Source organism: Bacillota bacterium, assembly GCA_033549065.1.
Classification (GTDB): domain Bacteria; phylum Bacillota; class Dethiobacteria; order DTU022; family DTU022; genus JAWSUE01.
On record JAWSUE010000001.1, the window covers coordinates 164,025 to 185,475 of the forward strand.

At 42.0% G+C, this 21,451-nt stretch carries 18 protein-coding genes; 7 read left to right on the forward strand and 11 right to left on the reverse strand.

What is annotated here, in order from left to right; genetic code table 11:
• Window positions 1–239 precede the first annotated feature (239 nt).
• Genes folP through folK form a run of 3 tightly spaced genes read left to right on the forward strand, consistent with a single transcriptional unit; the run spans window position 240 to window position 1,955 of the window.
• Window positions 240–1,079 (forward strand): dihydropteroate synthase, encoded by an 840-nt coding sequence (gene folP / locus SCJ97_00790; protein MDW7738582.1) that lies wholly within the window; start codon window positions 240–242, stop codon window positions 1,077–1,079.
• Window positions 1,080–1,086: 7 nt separating this feature from the next.
• Window positions 1,087–1,440 carry a dihydroneopterin aldolase gene (folB, locus tag SCJ97_00795; protein ID MDW7738583.1) on the forward strand — a complete coding sequence of 118 codons (354 nt, stop codon included), beginning with the start codon at window positions 1,087–1,089 and terminating at the stop codon, window positions 1,438–1,440.
• A 5-nt stretch (window positions 1,441–1,445) separates the two neighbouring features.
• Window positions 1,446–1,955, forward strand: a complete 510-nt coding sequence (gene folK, locus SCJ97_00800; protein MDW7738584.1) for a 2-amino-4-hydroxy-6-hydroxymethyldihydropteridine diphosphokinase — start codon at window positions 1,446–1,448, stop codon at window positions 1,953–1,955.
• A gap of 118 nt (window positions 1,956–2,073) precedes the next feature.
• Here folK and SCJ97_00805 read toward each other — a convergent pair whose 3' ends face one another.
• The 11 genes from SCJ97_00805 to mfd all read right to left on the reverse strand — a co-directional run bounded on the left by SCJ97_00805 (window position 2,074) and on the right by mfd (window position 17,133).
• A complete protein-coding gene (locus SCJ97_00805; GenBank protein MDW7738585.1) occupies window positions 2,074–3,837 on the reverse strand; it encodes a formate--tetrahydrofolate ligase in 1,764 nt (587 codons plus the stop codon).
• Window positions 3,838–3,951: 114 nt separating this feature from the next.
• Window positions 3,952–4,911 (reverse strand): P1 family peptidase, encoded by a 960-nt coding sequence (locus SCJ97_00810; GenBank protein MDW7738586.1) that lies wholly within the window; start codon window positions 4,909–4,911, stop codon window positions 3,952–3,954.
• Window positions 4,912–4,983: 72 nt separating this feature from the next.
• The gene (gene ftsH, locus SCJ97_00815) at window positions 4,984–6,996 is read right to left on the reverse strand and encodes an ATP-dependent zinc metalloprotease FtsH (GenBank protein MDW7738587.1); all 2,013 of its coding nucleotides are present in this window, start codon (window positions 6,994–6,996) and stop codon (window positions 4,984–4,986) included.
• Window positions 6,997–7,082: 86 nt separating this feature from the next.
• Window positions 7,083–7,607 carry a hypoxanthine phosphoribosyltransferase gene (gene hpt, locus SCJ97_00820; protein ID MDW7738588.1) on the reverse strand — a complete coding sequence of 175 codons (525 nt, stop codon included), beginning with the start codon at window positions 7,605–7,607 and terminating at the stop codon, window positions 7,083–7,085.
• Between the two features lie 56 nt (window positions 7,608–7,663).
• Complete coding sequence (gene tilS, locus SCJ97_00825; protein ID MDW7738589.1) at window positions 7,664–9,064, reverse strand: tRNA lysidine(34) synthetase TilS; 1,401 nt, start codon at window positions 9,062–9,064, stop codon at window positions 7,664–7,666.
• 110 nt (window positions 9,065–9,174) lie between these two features.
• Entirely contained in the window at window positions 9,175–9,576 is a 402-nt protein-coding gene (locus SCJ97_00830; protein ID MDW7738590.1) for a S1 RNA-binding domain-containing protein, read from the reverse strand.
• Between the two features lie 76 nt (window positions 9,577–9,652).
• Window positions 9,653–9,913 carry a septum formation initiator family protein gene (locus SCJ97_00835; GenBank protein ID MDW7738591.1) on the reverse strand — a complete coding sequence of 87 codons (261 nt, stop codon included), beginning with the start codon at window positions 9,911–9,913 and terminating at the stop codon, window positions 9,653–9,655.
• A 252-nt stretch (window positions 9,914–10,165) separates the two neighbouring features.
• Window positions 10,166–10,438, reverse strand: coding sequence for an HU family DNA-binding protein (locus tag SCJ97_00840; GenBank protein MDW7738592.1), 273 nt, complete (start codon window positions 10,436–10,438; stop codon window positions 10,166–10,168).
• 74 nt (window positions 10,439–10,512) lie between these two features.
• Window positions 10,513–11,964: a nucleoside triphosphate pyrophosphohydrolase gene (gene mazG / locus SCJ97_00845; protein ID MDW7738593.1), complete on the reverse strand. Its 1,452-nt coding sequence runs from the start codon at window positions 11,962–11,964 to the stop codon at window positions 10,513–10,515.
• 5 nt (window positions 11,965–11,969) lie between these two features.
• Window positions 11,970–13,604, reverse strand: a complete 1,635-nt coding sequence (locus SCJ97_00850) for a polysaccharide biosynthesis protein (GenBank protein ID MDW7738594.1) — start codon at window positions 13,602–13,604, stop codon at window positions 11,970–11,972.
• Window positions 13,605–13,647: 43 nt separating this feature from the next.
• Window positions 13,648–17,133, reverse strand: a complete 3,486-nt coding sequence (mfd, locus tag SCJ97_00855; GenBank protein MDW7738595.1) for a transcription-repair coupling factor — start codon at window positions 17,131–17,133, stop codon at window positions 13,648–13,650.
• 422 nt (window positions 17,134–17,555) lie between these two features.
• Between mfd and SCJ97_00860 the strand changes: the two genes are divergently transcribed.
• The 4 genes from SCJ97_00860 to SCJ97_00875 all read left to right on the forward strand — a co-directional run bounded on the left by SCJ97_00860 (window position 17,556) and on the right by SCJ97_00875 (window position 21,443).
• Window positions 17,556–18,644 (forward strand): formate/nitrite transporter family protein, encoded by a 1,089-nt coding sequence (locus tag SCJ97_00860; protein ID MDW7738596.1) that lies wholly within the window; start codon window positions 17,556–17,558, stop codon window positions 18,642–18,644.
• Window positions 18,645–18,685: 41 nt separating this feature from the next.
• Window positions 18,686–18,949 (forward strand): hypothetical protein, encoded by a 264-nt coding sequence (locus SCJ97_00865; protein MDW7738597.1) that lies wholly within the window; start codon window positions 18,686–18,688, stop codon window positions 18,947–18,949.
• 152 nt (window positions 18,950–19,101) lie between these two features.
• Window positions 19,102–20,271, forward strand: a complete 1,170-nt coding sequence (locus tag SCJ97_00870) for an iron-containing alcohol dehydrogenase (GenBank protein MDW7738598.1) — start codon at window positions 19,102–19,104, stop codon at window positions 20,269–20,271.
• A complete protein-coding gene (locus SCJ97_00875) occupies window positions 20,271–21,443 on the forward strand; it encodes an ATP-binding protein (GenBank protein MDW7738599.1) in 1,173 nt (390 codons plus the stop codon). The genes SCJ97_00870 and SCJ97_00875 overlap by 1 nt, the downstream gene beginning before the upstream one ends.
• Window positions 21,444–21,451 lie beyond the last annotated feature (8 nt).

Sequence of the window (21,451 nt, forward strand, 5' to 3'; positions counted from 1 at the left end):
AACGCACAAACTTCGTTCTGATAAAAATTCAGGGCATTCCCCCAAGCCATTATACTAACTTTGAGAAAAAAGCAGCTCAACATAATATAGAGTTACTCCTTGGATCAGGCCATACATCTCCTGAACAAGAAATTGTTATGATCGGCACTAAAGGAGCCCTTTGTAATCTGAGCTCGTCGATTAAACTCCAGGGTGGTTTTTATAAAATAGTCGGAAATAATATTGATAAAATTTTAAAAATGCTAAAGAACAAAAAAGCGGAACAGATAAAACTGGGGAAACAACTATTACCTATTGGAAAACGAACCCTGGTCATGGGCATTTTAAACGTCACTCCGGATTCTTTTTCCGATGGCGGACAATTCAGCGCTATAGATGAAGCAATAAAACAGGCCTACAAGATGGCCCTGGAGGGTGCGGATCTGATCGATATCGGTGGCGAATCAACGCGTCCGGGGTCAGAACAGGTTAGTGCCGAAGAAGAACTTAGAAGAATCATGCCTGTTATAATCGCTTTAAAAAGGGATAAGGATTTTATACTCCCTATTTCAGTTGACACTTACAAAGCTGCCGTAGCTGAAAAGGCATTGTCTGCCGGCGTCGATATGATTAATGACGTTTGGGGACTAAAAGCAGATAGTGAACTCGGCAAGGTAACTGCGCATTATGATGTTCCAATTTGTCTCATGCACAACCGTAATGATACAAATTACAACGATTTGATTTTTGACATACTGACAGAACTTACTGACTCGATTGAAATAGCTTTGGAGGCAGGCGTTAGAGATGAAAATATTATTATTGATCCGGGCATCGGGTTTGGTAAAGATCTGCAGCAAAATCTTGAAGTGATGCACAATTTGGGTGATTTCTGCAAGCTTGGTTATCCATTATTACTCGGGACATCCCGTAAGTCGATGATCGGCAAAACTCTTAATCTTCCTGTTGATGATCGGCTTGAAGGGACAGCAGCAACAGTCGCTCTGGGGATTAGCGCCGGAGCAGATATCGTCAGAGTTCATGATGTAAAGCAAATGCGGAGAGTTGCAGTGATGGCAGATGCGATAATACGGAGGTGATCCAGAATTGGACCGCATCGTTATTGAAGGTTTTGTATGTTATGCTTACCATGGCGTTCTGCCGGAAGAAACTTCCCTCGGCCAGGAATTTCAGGTAAGCATTGAATTAGGAACAGACCTATCAAAACATTCGAGCGATCGAATTGATCAGGTGCCTGATTATCGTAAAGCAGTGGTTATCATCGAAGAGGTAATGTACGGGGAAACATGCCAACTTCTTGAAACGCTAGCCTGCCGGATAGCCGACAGGCTATTAAAGCTGGAAGGGATTTCAGAAGCAACTGTAGAGGTAAGAAAACCAAACCCACCAATTCCCGGAATTCAGGGTGGTATCGGGGTAATTATTACCCGTAGGAAGTGAATTTGATGACAAAATATGCATATATAGGCCTCGGATCAAACTTGGGAGATCGTCTTAATAACATTAGGGGAGCTCTTGATAAAATTTCAAAAAGATCTGATGTCTATATTAGCTCAGTTTCCTCAATTTATGAAACAATCCCGGTCGGCGGTCCAAAACAGGGACTTTTTTTAAATGGGTGCGCTATGCTGATTACAACTTTATCGCCTACAATTCTTCTGAAAGTACTTCTTCAGATAGAAGATAAGATGGGGCGCGTAAGAAAGGAAAGATGGGGGCCGCGTATCATAGATATAGATCTGCTGGTTTATGAAGGCATAGAAATGAATACACCGTTAGTTTCCCTGCCTCATCCCCGGATTGCAGAACGGGCTTTTGTTGTTATCCCCCTGAATGATATTGCACCGGAACTCAAAATCCCCGGACTTGAAAAAAGTGTAAGCTCTATAGCCAAAGGTTTTAATCAGGAGAAGGGGATCAAACTCTTAATACCAAAAGGCTGGTATACTATTTAATATACTATTCAACGATCCTGACTTATCTTTATATTTAGGATTAAATAGGAGGGACATCTCCTGATGCCCCTCCTAATGTATTATAAATATGATTTACCAAATGATTACCGGAATTATTCTAAAAGAGACCCTGGACTTTTCCGGTATCAACATCAACATCAACCCTGCGATAAGCAGGATTTGCAGCAGTTCCCGGCATAAGTGAAATTGCACCGGCAACGGGAACTACAAATCCTGCTCCACCGTAGGTAAGGATGTCGCGGACAAACAATTTCCATCCCTTGGGAACACCCTTAAGCAGGGGATTATCTGTCAAACTGAGATGGGTTTTCACCATACAGGTACCCATTTTCTGAATCTCTGGATCTGCTTCCATACGCTTCGCTTTCTCCAGCGCTTCAGCAGAATACTCAACACCATCTGCTCCGTAAACCTCTTTCGCTATCAACTCAATACGCTGACGAAGAGGAGTTTCAAGTTCATAAAGGAATTTAAATTCATTTGGTTCATTGCAGGCATCAATTACTGCATCTGCAAATTCAAGAGCACCTTCGCCACCATACTGCCAGTGTTTGGAGACAGCTACTCTGGCTCCAGCTTCTTCGGCCAGGCGGCGGACAGCTTTTACTTCGTTATCTGTATCGGTGTAGAAATGGTTCAGGCACACAACCGGGTTGATACCGGCTTTTTTAACAGTTTTGATATGGTGAATCAGGTTTTCACAACCTTTTTCTACCCATTCAACATTCTCCTGACTGTATGCAGGATCCAAAGGCTGCCCCGGCATCGGTATCGGAGCACCACCATGGCATTTAAGAGCACGAATGGTAGCTACAATCACAGCGCAGTAGGGAGTCAAACCAGACATACGGCACTTAAGATTCCAGAATTTCTCAAAACCTATATCTGCTGCAAAACCTGATTCAGTAATTACATAATCACCGAGTTTTAATGCTACACGGTCGGCAATAATTGAAGATTGTCCAATCGCTATATTGGCAAATGGGCCGGCATGAACAAATACCGGCTGACCTTCGACAGTTTGCAATAGGTTCGGGTTGATTGCTTCAACCATCCAGGCAGTCATTGCACCGGCTACATCGAGATCACCTGTAGTAACCGGGTTCCCTTTTTTGTCATAAGCAACTACAATTTTTGCCATGCGTTCCCGCATATCCTTAAGGTCTTTTGCTACAGCTAAAATCGCCATAACTTCAGACGAAACAGCGATTGCAAAATTCGAATTCATCATGAAACCATCTTTTCTTCCACCCAGGCCGATAATGATATTGCGAAGAGCCTGTGCGCAGAAGTCAATAATCCACTTCATTTCAACATTCCGGGGATCAATGTTTAGCCTCTTTAGTCCGCTGCGTTCCAGAAAAGCATCGGTTGAATTAAATTCGTGCTGGATACGTGAAGTTAAGGCAACCATGGCCAGGTTATGCGCATTCATGATTGCATTAATATCTCCGGTTAGTCCGAGAGAAAAAGGAGTTAGAGGAATACACTGGGATAATCCGCCACCTGCCGCAGAACCCTTAACATTCATTGTCGGTCCGCCGGATGGTTGGCGAATAGTAGCTATAACATTTTTACCCCGCTTACCCATTCCCTGGGTTAAACCCATTGTAGAGGTTGATTTTCCTTCACCAAGGGGAGTAGGAGTGATGGCTGTAACATCTATATATTTGCCATCTGGTTTGTCTTTTAATCTTTCCAATACTTTCTTATAATCTACTTTGGCCACATAGTGACCATGAGGAAGGAGTTCTTCTTTTTCAAGTTTTAACTCCTCTGCCAACTGGTATACCTGTTTCATGTGCGCCTCAGCAGCTTCAGCTATTTCCCAGTCAGCATGTTTGGTTGGATCTAGCGGCATTAATAAAACCTCCTTGATATTTTTAAATTTTACTTAAAGCAACTTTTTTTACGCAGACAAATGGATTATTTCAACAAAACGATTTCGAATCCTGCTATCTTGTTAAATATTTCACTATTCTTTACCTTTAGAAAGTTCTTCTACTGAAGGTATACCTCCAAGCGGATTGGCAAGAAAAACGGCCCTCTCAACAGCCTTAGTAACTGCTTCTGCCGCCATCAACCCAACCAGGTTAATATCTGCCCTGACATTGCCCTTGGAAATCGCGAATATTGTATCTCCATCCCACATGGTATGAACAGGCCATATACAACGAGCCAACCCGTCATGGGCAAGTTCGCAGATTTTCAGTAAACCTGGTTTGTCAAATTCGGCGTTTGTTGCAACGACCCCGAGAGTCGTGTTTCCGGGATAAATCTCGTTAATATTTGACAAAAGGTAATCGGTAGTTTTGCTTATTTCACCCGATAAAATATTCCTAGGCCCGGCCAGGAGTTTGCCTCCGGCACCGTAAACATCACCGAATGCATTGACTACAACCAAAGCAGCAACAACAAGCTCTCCAGATTTTAGTGCCGTAGAACCCTGGCCACCTTTTACTGATTGACCAATGCCTAAAATTTTCCCGATAGTTGAGCCAGTTCCTGCTCCTACAGATCCTTCAGGCACTCTTCCGGTTGAAGCCTTTAAACATGCCTCGAAGCCCATTTGCGCATCCGGCCTGATCTTTGAAGAACCGATACTTAAATCATACAAAACCGCTGCCGGCACAATGGGAACTCTAATTTCACCTACCGGAAATCCGCATCCCTTCTCTTCAAGGTATTTAACAACACCTGAAACAGCATCGAGACCAAAAGCACTACCACCGGTTAATACAATAGCCTGAACTTCATCAACCAATTGACCGGGGCGCAGTAAATCAGTTTCCCTGGTACCCGGCGCAGAACCACGTACTTCAACAGCAGTTCTTGCTCCGTCTTCCGCTAAAATAACCGTTAAACCGGTAATTGCTTCAAGATCAGTGGCAACACCTACTTTTAGACCATTTATATCTGTGATGCCGGTGACCATACAGGCTCACTCCCCGAATGGTTGTATTATATATTTTAGAATGGAATAAGTTAAAGGAGCCCTCAGGCTCCTTTAACTCTCCTCTTTTGGTTTTTCTTTTTTCCCTGAACGCTGCTGGATAGAAGCACGCCCGCTGGTCTTCTTTTTAACAACTTCTATTGTTTCTGTCTCGATTGCCAGTTTTTTGGCATCTGCCAGTGTTTCATCTTTCCTGCTGTTATCTTCACCTGTTTCCGAATCTACATCGGCAGTTATGGTCTCTGCGTCGGAAGGGACTTCTTCAGCCGCTTTTTCAGGTAAAGGCCTGCCTTCAACAAGCGCTTTGATTTCTACAGCATCCAAGGTTTCTTTTTCCAATAAAGCCTGGGCGATAAGCTCGAGTTTATCCCTTTCCTGTTCAAGAATATCCTGAGCTTTTTGATAACAGTTATCAATGGTTTTACGGATTTCCTGATCGATAGCCTTCGCTATCTCTTCACTGTAATCTCTGTCCCTGGCAAGATCTCTTCCCAGAAAAACCTGATCATGTTTTTTACCCAGTGTTATTGGGCCCAGTGTATCACTCATGCCATACTCCATGATCATCTGGCGGACAATGGAGGTTGCTCTTTCAAGATCATTTTGAGCTCCCGTGCTGATATCATTTAAGACAAGTTTTTCTGCCACTCTTCCACCAAGCAAAGTACTGACCCGATCAAGTAATTCCGAACGGGTCATGTAGTACCGATCTTCTTCCGGAAACATCAGTGTATAGCCTCCAGCACGGCCTCTTGGAATTATCGATACTTTATGAACCGGATCAGTATGCGGCAAAAGATAGCCAACTAAAGCATGTCCTGCTTCATGGTAAGCAACAATCTTTTTTTCAAAAGCGCTGATAACCCGACTTTTTTTCTGAGTTCCGGCTACAACTCTTTCTATAGCCTCTTCAAGCTCATGCATACCGATACTCTTTCTGGAAATGCGAGCCGTCAGAAGCGCCGCTTCATTAACAACGTTTTCCAGATCCGCTCCTGTAAATCCCGGAGTTCCCCTGGCCAGGATTTTTAAATCGACTTCTTCAGACAACCGTTTATTTCTGGTGTGAACCTTTAAAATCTCTTCTCTGCCGTTGACATCAGGAAAACCAACTGTTATTTCACGGTCAAAACGTCCAGGTCTGAGCAATGCCGGGTCTAGTATATCCGGCCGGTTTGTGGCTGCAATTATAATGATCCCTTCATTTACATCAAATCCATCCATTTCAACCAGGAGTTGATTAAGGGTTTGCTCTCTTTCATCATGACCACCGCCAAGTCCTGCGCCCCTGTGGCGCCCGACAGCGTCAATCTCGTCTATAAACACGATACAAGGTGAGTTCTTCTTTGCATTTTCAAACATGTCTCTAACCCGTGAAGCTCCCACTCCAACAAACATTTCGACAAAATCAGAACCGCTGATGCTAAAGAAAGGGACACCCGCTTCCCCGGCAACAGCTCTTGCCAATAGAGTCTTTCCGGTTCCAGGAGGGCCTACTAACAGGATACCTTTAGGTATTCTCGCCCCGATTTCAATGTATTTCCGCGGATCCTTAAGGAAATCAACAACTTCGGACAATTCAGCCCTTTCCTCATCTGCGCCTGCAACATCTTTGAATGTAACTCTTTTTTTATCACTTTCCTGAAGGCGGGCTCTACTTTTCCCAAAATTCATCACCCTATTGCCTCCACCCTGGGATTGCTGCATAAAAAAGAAAAAGATCCCGATAAGGAGAAGGAAAGGAATAAGATATGTCAGAGCACTCTGCCACCAGGCCGGACTGCGAGCGGGATTTGAATTGATCGAGACATTGTTTTCCAGTAAAACTTCTGTCAATTGATGATCAGACATGCGAAAAGTTGTAACCACAGTTCCGTCAACCAGAACGGCTTCAATTTCATCACCGTGGATTTCAACTTCTGCAACCTCTCCCTGTCCAACCTTTCTGATGAACAAATCATAGTCTATTTTTTCCGGCGGGCTGCCGGTATTAAATGTCGCAAGCAGTATGACTACTATCAGCGCAATAACAAGATAGAATGTAATTTGTCTTAAAAATGGACTCAAGAAACTACCCCCTTTCTATAAAAGCCCTGAAAGCCTAAATTAAATTTTAACATACCGGTCATGTCCACGCAATAAAGATGCACTATCTACTCATCCAAAACACAAAGATCTGCAAGGTAACGGTAATTTTCATTGAAATCAAGACCGAAACCGATAACAAATCTATCAGGGATGGTAAAACCACAATAGTCCGGTACGAACTGTACTTTGCGGCGATCAGGTTTATCGAGCAGGGTAACTACTTTTAAAGATCGTGGTTTACGACTACTCAGGTTTTCATAAAGATAATTAAGCGTAAGCCCTGTGTCGACAATATCTTCAACAATAAGCACATCTTTATCCTTGATGCTCTGTTCAAGATCCATTTGTATTCTAACAACTCCAGAGGAAGCTGTATCGGCTCCGTAACTTGAAACCGCCATAAAATCAATTTCCAGAGGAATTGATAGGTGACGGATTAAATCACTTAAAAATATAACCGCTCCTTTGAGCACACCAATCAAAAGAGGCTTTTTCCCTTCATAATCTTTTGAGATTTGCTCAGCCATCTCCTTAATCCGTTCATCGATTTCTTTTGCAGATAACATTACTTCAGGCTTTTCTGCGCCCATTTAATCAACCGCCTTTCGAAAACCATCTATTTTATTTATTTATTATGAATATGCTTCTAAGATTTTCTTAATCTGCATACCTTGTAATCAAGCTGCAGAATACGCCTTGTTTGATCGGTAACCCGGTATGGATGGGCAATTCTGATGCCAACAACCCATATTATCTCACAGTTGATGGCAAGGAGAGGGATAAAATCACGTTTATAATACGGGATTTTCTGATCAATTAGAAACTTTTTCAGTTTTTTGCTGCCTCCGGCACCCTGGGGATGAAATCTGGCACCGTTCCAACGATTAGTAATCATAATTTCACCCGGTGGAAGAGTGTCATAATCCAGGTAAGCTCTGTTCTTAGGGGGAGGCCATTTCATGTTCCCTCTATCGATAATTCTGGTTTCTATAAGCGTATCACCATTTATGACCGTTTTGCCCGGTACCTTCAAAGCTTTTCTCTCAATTTTTTTCATATACTCTTCATTAACCTGCCGGATAACCAGGTTCTTGTGGGCTACTGAAACCAGAATACTGCCCGGTAAAGTCATCTGTTTTCCGGAATTTCCTTCTTTCGCAAAACCAGACAATAGCCTGATATGTTTCCGGGTTATTTGTCCTGAAGAACCTATTTTCTGTAGGCATAGTCTCAATACTCTCCCTCTTATAGAGGGTGCGAGATTAAATAAATCTTTAATCAACAGTATGCTTTCCCGGGGCCCTGCACAAACAATTTTTTTATATGCCTTTAAAGCCTGGGTGTTAAGATACCTTCGATCATCCCTGGCCAGTATAGCCAACCCGTAAAGGGCTTCCCGAAACCTGGGATTATATTCTTTCTCCAACTGCGGTATCAGCTGCAGTCTCAGTTTATTGCGAGTATATTCCGTTTCTAAATTACTGCTGTCGGTTAAGGGAGTTAGCATATTAATTTGACAGTATACTTCTATCTCTCTCCTGGTTAAACAGAGCAGTGGTCTTACTACCAGGATATTACCTGTTCTACGTTTCGGCATTATTGCCGAGAGACCATCAATTCCTGTTCCTCGGATTATATTCATCAGCGTCGTCTCCGCAAGATCATCCATATGGTGTCCCAGCGCAACCAGATTTGCATTATATTTATTCGCAGTTTCATAGAAAAAATCGTACCTGGCTTTTCGACCGGCAACCTCTTCCGAGACTCCCAATTCTTTTTTCAATTTCCTGATATCGACAGTTTTGACCTCACAGGGCATGGACCAACAGGCTGATATTCTTCTAACCTCGTCAGCTTCAGAATCAGCTTCGGGGCGCAGATAATGGTTGAGGTGGGCAACAACAATTCTCAAGTCGAACCTATCCTTTAATTCATGCAGCATATGTAAAAGGCATAAAGAATCCGGTCCTCCTGAAACAGCAGCTACTATGGTATCACCTTTTTTAAGAAGACGGTATTGCCGGATGAAGTTATAAACTTTTTCCAACTGCATCAAAAAAGATCACAACCAATCTTGAAGAGTTCGACTAGTGTTATAGATAAAAAAACACTCTGAAACAGAGTGCCTTAAGGATAAACTAATCAGCTTGAAAACAATCAAAAAGCTTCCCGGAAGGAACCGCGGCCACCCCTTTTGGCTTCTGTATTTCGTTTTAAATCGAGCAATCTTTCATCACTCTCTTTGAGAAAGCGATTCATCTTGTCTTCAAAAGAAGCCTTCGCGGCAGGATCATGTTTCGGTCTGTTACCTTTTTTCTCAACAATTGGGCCTTCAACAGCTTGTCTAATCGAGAGCCCGATTTTACCACTATTTTCGACTGAAAGTATTTTTACTTTTACCTGGTCTGACTTTTTATAAAAGTCATTTATATCCTTAACATATTCATCAGCAATTTCTGATATATGTACAAGACCGGTTGTTCCCCCAGGCAGCTCAACAAATGCTCCAAATTTTGTGATGCCGGTAATCACTCCCTCCAAAATGCTACCAACGACTATGTCTTTCTTGATAAAAAACTCCTCCTAACAAAAATGCTTATAAACTAAGGTTATTATAACTTTTATGCTGCTATTGTCAATCCTCAAACTGAAAGATTATTTCTCCCGGCTTAACCAATCCTAATCTTTTACGTGCTAAAATTTCTATATAATCAATTTCCTGCAAACGTTCAACTTCTGTAGAAAGCTCGTTCATGCGAACTTCATATTCTCTTATTCTCGTTTCAAATTCAGCCAGATCCTTTTTAACCCTATAATACTTCACATACTGGGTGCCTAAAACAACCAGCATCCCTATTATGATCAATATTCCTACCATGCTAATAAATCTGTACACACTGTACTGGTTCTCCCGACGTCGCACGGGAAAATATGAGATTTCCTCTTTTTTTTTATTCTTACCCTTCATAACCATCACGTTACAGTTTTCATTTTAACAATTATATTCTTGTCAAGCTTCAAAAACCCTTTATTCCTGTAACACTTGTTACTATATTTACCATATACAATATATATCTAAGAAGAAAATTCCCCCGTTCTTTAGACGGAGGAATAATAACCATTTAAATCTATGATGCCTTATTGGTTTTTATTTTACTTTGTCTTTTAAAGCTTTCCCTGGCTTAAATGCCGGAACCTTAAGTGCTTTAATTTTGATTTTTTCTCCTGTTGCCGGGTTACGACCCTCTCGTGCTTTACGGCTGCGAACTTCAAAAGTTCCAAAGCCGACCAGCTGAACTTTTTCACCTTTTGATAAACCATCTGCGATGCTTTCCAATACTGCTTTTACTGCTTTTTCACTGTCCTTCTTGGACATTCCAGCTTTCTCTGCAACCAGATCAACCAGTTCAGATTTATTCACTGTTTAAAACCCTCCTCACATAGTTAGATACCCTTAAGGAAATTTTATTCGCGCTTCATTCTTCGATTCCTTCTTTATTTACGCATTTTCCTTATTTTTTTGGCTTCTTCCCACCATCGATCCAATTCATCCAGCGAATATTCACCTATCGAACGACCATGTTTTTCAGCCTGTTCCAAAACATAATAAAATCTATCAATAAACTTATTAATGGTTTTACCCAGGGCCATTTCCGGATTTACTTTTAAAAACCGGGAGATGTTCACTATCGTAAAGAGATAGTCTCCGACTTCCTCTTCAATCGCATATTGATTTTCACTGGCACAGGCTTCCTCCAGTTCATTAAGTTCTTCTCGTGCCTTCTGAAGAGGCCCTTCAAATGAAGGCCAGTCAAAACCGACATCAGCAGCACGTTTTTGCAGCTTATAGGCTTTCAGTAATGCCGGAAGCGCTTGGTCAACAACCATCAGCGATTTTGAACCGGTATTTTTTTCGTCAGCTTTTATCTCCTCCCATAGCACCTTTACCTGTGAAGAATCTTCAACCTGTTTATTGCCAAATACATGAGGATGCCTCCTGAGAAGTTTGGCTACGATCGAGCTTACGACCTGGTAAAAGTCAAACCTGTTTTCCTCCTCGGCAATTTGGCTGTGGAATATCACCTGTAAAAGCAAATCACCAAGTTCTTCTTTAAGCGATTCATCATCTTCACGTTCTATTGCTGCTACAACTTCATAAGCTTCTTCTACAACATACTGTCTCAGGGTTTTATGAGTTTGTTGTTTATCCCATGGGCATCCATCATCTGCCCTGAGCCTTTTCATAACCGCAATCAGGTTTCCTGTGATATATGAAGCATATGGGGGCAGATAGATTGTTGTCAGATGATTAAAAAAGGGCTTGCGGTCCAACGCATATAAAGGTAATCTCCAAATTTGCCCAGAAGGCATTCCAGCATTTCTTACAATCGTGACTTGCTGTTCATCAGGATACAGATCAAGTAATTTTAATTTAACTTTTGAAGCAATAGTCCGGTTATATACCTGGGCTATGATAAGATTATTTTTCAAAGGTTCGTTTAACTTACCTATAGATAGTGCATCTATGATGGTAAAACCATCAAGAAGATCAATTTCAAGTGAATCTAGCAGTGGCTCAATGAAACTAATCCCTGGAACGATTTCTAATTTGATTTTCAGAGGTGGGCAGATTCTCCTTAAATAACTAACCGTTGCCTCACCGATTTCAGGATGGCCGGGAACTGCATAACAAACCGTCTTATGTTTGTTCACTGCCGAGATAAGGTAAAAAGCAATCTTTTTATACACTTGCTCAAATTTCTCTTCGTTTTCATAGAACTGATCAAAAGAGTGGGCTTTCATTCCTTTATTAACAAGGTAACGGGCTGATGGATGCCCAATAGTCCTTAAATAAATCGGGTGCTTCCCTAAAAGGTTGCCAACGGCTTCTTCAGTCAGGTGTTTTGGATTTCCCGGTCCGAGGCCAATTATTATTATCTTATTCATTAATATCAATCCTGTCTTCTATCTATTTTAAATCGGGCTCTTAATTTCGATATTCTTGAGCCGATATATGGAATCAGCCTTAATTCATCCTCATTTAGAACGCCCATTAATAATAGAGTGACACCATAAACTATTATTCCTACAGCTATAGCAAAAAGTGTTGAAATAGCATTCAACCATCCACCTGTCATTAAAGCAGCACCATATGTATTAATTAATCTAAATGGGAAGTATACAAAAACAGACATAATAATCATTGAGATACCCGGTAAAAGAATAAATTCACGAATATTAATACGCCAGCCGGTATGCTTCATAACATAATTAATATTTAAAATTGCCGCAACCGCTATCCCGATTACTGAAGCAAGTGCCGCTCCCCCAACATTTAAAGCAGGGATTACAGTCAGGTGCCAGGCCAGAATAGTTTTAACAATTCCTCCATAAAGCATATTCAGGGCTGGAACAATCGGCCTGCCCAATCCCTGAATTAACCCTGTAGTTGTAACATAAAAACATAGAGGAATTACCGACCAGGACATATAAGATAGAGAGTAGCCGGCTTCAGCATTATTAAAAAGAAGTATTGTGATCGGTTCAGCAAGAAGGAAGAGGCCGGCAGCCGACGGAAGCGCAAACAGCAGGGTCATTTTCATTGCTATTTCGGTTCTGTTCAAGACCATCAGTTTGTTTTTCAGAGCAAATGCTTCCGATATAGCAGGAACAAGGCTCATACTAAGGGCAAGGGCAATGACATTTGGAAAATAGACTACTGAGCTGGCCATCCCTGTTAGCTGGCCATAAAGAGCTCTTGCTCTTTCAATTTCAAAACCGGCCTCCAAAAGCTGCCGGGGAACCACGGCAAGATCTATCAGCGAAATCAGTGGTATAACCAATCCACCTATTGTAATAGGAATAGCCAGTCCGAAAATACGCCTGATAATATGTCCAACCCTCTCCGGCGAATGTTCGGATTGTTTAGCGGCAAGATCGAATAGACCGAAACGCCTGCGCCGGTATAAGAAGAATAAAAGCAGTAAGCCGGCAAGTCCTCCTGCCGTTGCTCCCGATGTCGCTCCGGCAGATGCATATTCCAAACCAACCGGAAGCATAATTACCACCATTATAATCGCAAATAAAACTCTAACCAGCTGCTCTAAAAGTTGTGAAACTGCCGTCGGAAACATGTTCTGCTGCCCCTGGAAGAATCCTCTTAAAGAAGCCATGATCGTTACAAAAAAAATTGCCGGAGAAATAGCCAGGATGGGGTAGTATGCTTTTAGATCTTTTACAATTACAACAGATATGAATTGTGCACCGAGCATCATCGTGAGCGAAATAATCAGACCGCTCACCGATAGAATGATAAAAGCCACACGAAAAACACGCAGTGCTTCATGGTAATCATTAAGGGCTATTTTTTCGGCTATTATTTTTGATAGAGCTACCGGTATTCCTGCGGTGGAAATAACCAGCAAGGTAGAATATATCGGGTATGCATACTGGTAGAGACCAATTCCTTCGTCTCCTAGAACAGCGGCCAGGACTACCCTAAAAATTGCCCCGATTCCCCGGGCAGCTATACCGGTAATTGCAAGGGTAGCTGCTCCCTTTACAAAAGAAGAATTAACATTAACCAATACACATAACCTTCTTTATACTTATTAAGATGTATTATAACAGTTATCCTTTCCGGTAACCACCTTGATCAGCCTTACCAACTGTTAACATTTCACGGAATAAAATGATCAATTTGTTTAACAGCTCATCGATCATTTCAATATTTTCTATTCGTAAAATCAGTGGGTTGGTGGAACGCACATCCAGCCAGGCTTTGTTTCTTTTAATTGCCTTAGCTATTAAAGAATCGTTTGGATTCACCTGACGGTTAAAGTGCACTTCAATATATTTTCTTTGCCTGATTAATTCAACAGACAGATCCATCGCCAATATTCTTAACTCAGTAACTTTAAGCAGTTCTTTAACAGGCTCAGGAGGCAGGCCATAACGGTCAGCAAGTTCTTCTTGAATATCATGTAGGGTATCGATCGATCCAATCCTGTATAAGCGTTGGTATAAATCTACTTTTTGGTCCTGCGCAGTTATGTAAGAAGTCGGAATGTAAGCACTAACCGGGATATCAATCCTGGTGTCAACCCGATCTACCTGTTTAATATTTTTCAGCTCTGCTACAGCCTGTTCCAGCAGCTTTACATAAAGATCAAAACCGACCGCCGCAATAAATCCATGTTGTTCTGCACCAAGTATATTTCCCGCCCCCCTGATTTCAAGATCACGCAGAGCGATCTTAAAACCTGAGCCAAGCTCGGTAAATTCCTTTATAGCCCTTAATCTCTTCCTGGCCGCTTCAGAAATAATTTTATCTTTACGAAATGTAAGGTATGCATAAGCAAGCCGGTTAGAACGTCCGACACGCCCCCTGATTTGGTATAGTTGTGCCAATCCAAACTTATCAGCTTCATATACAATAAGCGTGTTCACATTAGGAATATCGAGACCGGATTCAATAATCGTGGTGCTGACTAAAATCTCAAATAGCCCTTCCTGAAAATCAGCCATAACTTTCTCAAGCATAGCTTCGGGCATCTGTCCATGTCCAACCGCAACGGCAGCGTCAGGAAATAGTTTTATAACCCTTTCAGCATATGCATTAATACGATCAACCCGATTGAATACAATGAATACCTGACCAGCACGATTTAATTCACGTTGAACCGCTTCCCGTACAAGGTTCTCGGAATATTCAAGGACATACGTCTGAATCGGGTACCTATCTTCCGGGGGAGTATCAATTATACTCAAATCTCTTGCACCTGCCAGTGACAGGTGTAATGTTCTCGGAATCGGAGTAGCTGTCAAAGACAGGGTATCCACTTCCAGTCTCATCTGTTTCAACTTCTCTTTCTGCTTTACCCCAAAACGCTGTTCTTCATCAATTACAAGTAAACCCAGATCACGAAAAACTACATCCTTAGAAAGCAATCGATGAGTTCCAATAACCAAATCAATTTTCCCGGTTGCTAATTCACTAATAACTTCTTTTTGTTTACCTGTTCGTACAAAACGGCTTAATTGGGCAATTTTTACAGGAAAACCGTTAAACCTTTCGCGAAAAGTGCGATAATGTTGTTGAGCTAATACTGTTGTAGGAACTAGTACTGCTACCTGTTTTCCTTCCATAATAACTTTAAAAGCTGCACGCATAGCCACTTCCGTTTTTCCATAACCTACATCACCACAAATCAATCGATCCATAGGATGGCTCTTTTCCAGATCCAGCTTAACCTCTTGAATAGCACGCATTTGATCCTGTGTCTCATCATAAGGAAAATACGACTCAAAATCCTGCTGCCACGGATGATCAGGACCGTACTGATAACCTTCAGTAGCTTCTCTGGCAGCATAGAGCGCCAGCAATTCACCCGCCAGTTCTTCAACCGAACGGTGAACCCTGCTCTTCAATCGCTGCCATTCGCTGCCGCCTAAACTATGCAGCCGTGGCGGAGGTGCATCTCCTCCCGAATATTTTTGGATTAGCTGAACCTGTTCCACAGGGATGAAAAGCTTATCAGTTCCCCTGTATTTTAAATGAAGGTAATCACGTTTTACTCCGCTTATTTCCAAGGTTTTTATCCCTTGGTACTTTCCTATACCATGCTGTTCGTGAACCACATAGTCACCAGGTTCAAGTTCACGATAATTACTTAAACGTATTCCCCCATAATCGGCCGGTTTTCGCTTCTTTTTATGTCGGGGAAGCAAATGTTGGGTGGAAATAACTGCTAATTTTATACTGGAAATAAGAAAACCTTCGTCAAGATTTGCTACGCGTATCGGTAGTGGTTCTGTCAAATAGCTTTTTAAACCTTTACTCTCCTGCTCCGATGTTGCACAAATTATTACCTTAAATCCTTCTTTCTTAAAGGTCTGGTAGTCGCTGTTAAAAAGCTGCCATTGCCCGTGATAATAGGGGATACTTTTACTTTCGATACAGTAATCCTCACTTGTTTGTAGTAAATTTTTCCCCTCCGGAAATAATGAAAAACTTACCAGGGGACAGGATATATTGGTATAAAGCTCATTTTCTTTCAGAATAAAATCTCTTCCGGCAGCCAATTCCAGAAGTTCAATAATCTTGTTAACACTATGGTCATTGATCTCATTTCGTAATGTATTCCCTTTTTCAAAGAGGATTCCAGGTTCCTCTACTAAAACCAGGTAATCTGAGTCGATATAATCAAGCAGCGAAGAACCGTTTCCATAAAAGTAAGGGAAATAAATACTCAGCATATCCAGGCCATCAGGTTGCATTAACCGTTCCAGATGACTTTCAACCTGTTGATTTAAAAAAGAAGCTGATTCATGATCTCCCCGCCTGCGAAGGTTGGCAGCCGCTTTGTCAAGTTTCAGGCGAATCTCTTTCTCGCCGGTTTCCTTTAGATCTCCTGAAATAATAAGTTCGCTGGCCGGTAGTATTAAAAGTTGATCTACATTTTTTGTTGAACGCTGGGTAAGGGGATCATAATTCCTAATAGATTCAACCAGGTTATCATAAAGCGCTAGACGATGAGGGTGGTTTCGTCCGGTTGGATAAATATCTATGATATCGCCCCTTACGCTGAACTGACCTCCTTTTTCTGCTAAAGTAACTCTTTCATAACCAAGATCAACCAATTGAGCAATCAGATTTTCCCGGTTGAGAGTGGAACCCGGTTTAACTTCTATTGCCAGGCTGTACCAAATCTCCGGAGGGATAACCCTGGTAAGCAGTGCCTGGTTTGTTGTTACATATACACCGGAGCCCCTGTTCCCAAGCCACTCGTAAAATCCCATTCGCATTGCTGAATATTCTTCACTGCGAGATATTACTTCACTGCTTATGAATAACTCTCTGGAAGGTAATGATCTGACTTTGCCTGGTAAAAATACAGATAAATCGGCATACATCTTTTCTGCACGGGCATTATCAGCAGTGATCACAATAGCAGGTTTTTCATTGTTTAATACCAATGCTGCCATGAAAAATGCTCTTGCGCTACCATCAAGACCACTAACTGACAACCTGGTTTTGTTGTTATTAGTCAACTTAGTTATAATCTCATTGAAGAGTTCAAGGTCTCTCCATAACCCTAATATGTCATTAAACAATAGAAAGTTCTCTCCGTTTCCTGCTGATATGAGTACAACAAAAGAAAGGGGATTTTTTATCCCCCAGGCAAGTGAATAAATTATATCTTTCGGGCCAGTTAGAGTCAACCAGGTTTAATGAACTCCAATATAACCAGCTTAACCATTCCTTTTTACGTCTGACATGTGACCTTTATACGTCATTTCTATGCCCGCATTTTTAATCAAATATGTTGCTTAACACGCGCTATATGAGAGCTTTATAAAAATATTAAATTTCTTTTTATCCGGATCACCTTTGAAACTCGTGATTTATGCTAATCAGATTAAAAATATATTTTATAGTTTTCTGTCACAAATGTTGGCATGAAGATTGCTTTATAGTAACTCAGAGGAACAGTAAATTTGCTTCTAAATATTATTAAAGAAAGGAGGCAGTAATAATGGCTGAGAAATGTTCATTCTGGAACGAGTACGATTCGATTGCAGGGCATGTTTGCTACTGTGAATTAGCTGCCTTCAACAGACCGGTAAATACCAACTTTCTGTCTGCAATCGGCTGTACTCCTGAAAAACGAAAGGAGTGCATGCTGAAGATGGAAAATGTGACCGGCATTGGAGTTGTACCTGAGGAACTCCCGGTTCCGGTATCTGTCCCGGCGGCAACTACACCCGTAACTTCATGCGATACCCCGGCAGAAATTGCCAGATCCGTTGTCGGTGTAGCTCAGAAAAAAGCTGCTACCGCGCCGGTTTCATTGATTATGCTTGCTCTTCTGGCTGGAGCATACATTGCGCTTGGAGCAGTTATGTTCACCATCATCACCAATGATCTTGCTGTATATATTGGTGATGGTCTTAGTCGTTTGGTCGGTGGCATATCTTTCTCCATCGGTCTGATTCTGGTAATCCTCGGAGGGGCTGAACTTTTTACAGGAAATAACCTGTTGGTCACAGGATATCTGGATAAAAAAGTGAGCGGCAGGCAGGTTTTGAACAATTGGGTATGGGTTTACCTGTTCAACTTTGCCGGAGCACTATTAGTGGTTGCCTTATTCTACTTCTCAGGCATCTGGAAAGCTAACGACGGCAGCATCGCTCTCAGGGTCATCAATATCGCTTATGCCAAATCAACTCTCACCTGGGGTGAGGCGCTTTTCAGAGGCATACTGTGCAATTGGCTGGTCTGCCTCGCAGTTTGGTTATCCCTGGCAGGAAAAGATGCCATAAGCAAGATCCTGGGAATAATGATTCCGATTACAGCATTTGTCGCTGCTGGATTTGAGCACTCAATTGCCAACATGTATTTTGTCCCAATGGGTATTATGGTTAAAAACAATATATTTATTCAGGGACTGGTTTCTCCGGCAATACTGCAGTCTATCAGCTGGCAGTCATTTTTCCTGAACAACCTGATTCCCGTTACTATAGGCAACATCATAGGTGGAGTTGTTTTTGTTGCTGTTGCTTACTGGACATGTTACCTTCGCCCGACCATGTCAGATAAACTAATCACCAATGGAAGATCCTAGCTGCAGACAGCCCTGGATTTAAAAGGTGAGGAGGGAGTATCATGAAAAAGATGGTTAACTGCACAAATTGGAAAGAGTACCAGAGTTTGAACGGTTGGGTTATGTTCTGCAGTGCCGGGGCTTACGGCCGCAAGTTAACCGTTGAAGAAGCAAGAAGCTGCGGCTGCACCGAATTGCAGAGGCAAAAATGCAAGAAATTGATGGAAAACAATGTAGGCTTTGGCCTTGTTCCTGAAGTAAATGAAGAATCTTTTGTTCTCGAAAAACATACCCACCTAGAACCGATTCTTACCAGGAAGCATTAATATTATGAAGATTAGCCCATTGACATTATTTAATAAAGAGCCCCGGCTTTTCTTTCGGGGCTTTTTATTTCAGAATTGAAGGATAAAGAAAGCATTTTACCGAATACTTGAGCAAAATATACTGAAATTATTTCCAAAGGAAGGTCCGAAATATGTATATCAGCAAATTTGTGACCCCGGAAATAATCTTTGGCACCGGCTCATTAAACCAAATAGGCGAATGCTGCAGCCGGCTCGGTTCATCGAAGGTATTTCTTGTTGCCGACCAGGGAGTTGTCCGCTGCGGGTGGGTTAATAAAGCTCTATCCTTTCTAGAGGAAGCCGGCATGGAATACCGTATATGGTCGGATTTTTCAGCCAACCCCCGCGACTACGAAGTTGAAGATGGGCTTAAGCAGTATATGGAAGCAGGCTGTGATGCAGTTTTAGCAATCGGCGGGGGAAGCGCTGTCGATGCAGCCAAAGCGGTTGCAACACTGTCGACAAACAAGGGGAAAATCCACGACTTTGAAGGCATTGACATGATTGATGAACCACTGCCGCCATTGATAGTTGTTTCCTCTACGGCCGGTTCTGGTGCAGAAGTATCCCAGTTTGCCATAATTTCTGATAGCCACAGAAAGATTAAGATGACTATTATTTCCAAATCACTGGTCCCTGATATAGCAATTTCTGATCCTCTGATTTTATCTACGATCAACAGCAAGGTAACCGCCCACACCGGTATGGAGGCATTGAGCCATGCAATTGAAGCCTATTTATCACTGGCTGCAACTGATATAACTGATATTCATGCTCTTCAGTCCATTAAACTAATCTCTTCAAATCTTCGTTCTTCGGTAGCCAGCCAGGTCGATGAGGCAGCTAAAATCGCCATGGCACAAGCCAGTATCCATGCCGGTATTGCCTTTTCCAATGCAGTGCTTGGCCTGACACATGCCATGACGCATCAGGTGGGTGGTCTTTTAGACCTTCCAATCGGAACTATCAGCGCTGTTTTACTTCCCTATGTGATGCGCTTTAACCTGTTAGCCTGTGTAGACAAGTACGCATCCATAGCGAGGGCTATGGGAGCACAGACCGAGCATTTATCAAAAAGAGAAGCAGCTGAAAAAGCGATCGAACTTGTACAGGAATTGTCACATGATGTAGGCATACCTGCCGGATTGGCAGATCTGGGATTACCTGAGAAATCTATCCCGGAACTGAGCAGGAATGCCATGAACGATGCGTGCTTTATAACAAATCCCCGCGATGCAGACGAAGAAGATATTGCCAGTATATTCCATGCAGCGCTTGAAATGCCTGGAGGTTTATGCTAATGGTTATTCAAAGTAAAAAAATATTAATTGAAAAATTAACCGGGGTTCATAGCTCTAAGAAATCTTATTATGTGGCCCTGAAAAATAAAATAAACGAGTTGCTCGAAATCAAACGTGACTGGGAAGTCACCTTTTCTGCAGTAACCGATTTGCTTGTATTTATCAACAACAATTACGAAATACAGCGGGTAAATCAAGCTGCAATTGATTTTTTTACCATGCCGGAAAGCGATATAATAGGTTCAAAATGTTATCATCTTTTTTATGGGCGTGATACAAAATGTACCCCCTGCCTTGGGGATCAGGTATTAAGCTCTCAAAAGACATCATATTTACAATCGAGAACCCGGTTTAACCGTGTTCTCGATATTTTTGCTTACCCTGCATTTACAGAACTTTTTGAACCTTACGGCGTTACATACTATGCAAAGGATGTAACCCGTCTCGTCGACTCCATAAAATTAGTATCAATGGGTGAGATGTCTGCCGGTGTGGCACATGAGTTAAATAGCCCTTTAACTGCTATAGTTGGCAACTCACAACTGCTGCTGCGGGAAACTCCTGAAGATAATCCACAATATCAACTAATCAAGGATATCCACAGTAGTGGCATAAGGTGTCAGCGAATTATTAAGAACCTGCTGACATTCTCCAGGCAGGAGGAGCTAAATTTCGAAGAAGTGGACATTAACACAGTTGTTGACAGCGCCCTTGCCCTGGCTGCATTTCAAATAGAAAAGAGCAAGATCCGGTTGGCAGTCAATAAAACTGCCGGTATACCAATGTTAACAGGCAGTCCTAACGGACTCGAACAGATAATTGTAAACCTCCTTCTTAATGCGAAGGATGCTGTTGAAGAAAAATTGAATAATGAAGGGAAAGGAGCAAAAGGAAAAATTGCTATTTCTACTAGAATTCACCCGGAAGGCGAACTGGTAATAATCGATATAAAAGACAACGGCAGTGGGATTGCTGAAGAATATATTCCCCAGATCTTTAATCCATTTTATACCACTAAAAAAAGCGGCAAGGGAACCGGACTCGGATTATCTGTGAGCCTCGGCATCGCCCAGGCACACGGCGGTTTTATCGATGTTGATACTGCTGTTGGCGAAGGAAGCACATTCAGTTTGATTCTGCCACTGCACAAAACAGAAAAAAACAACATTTAATCTATATT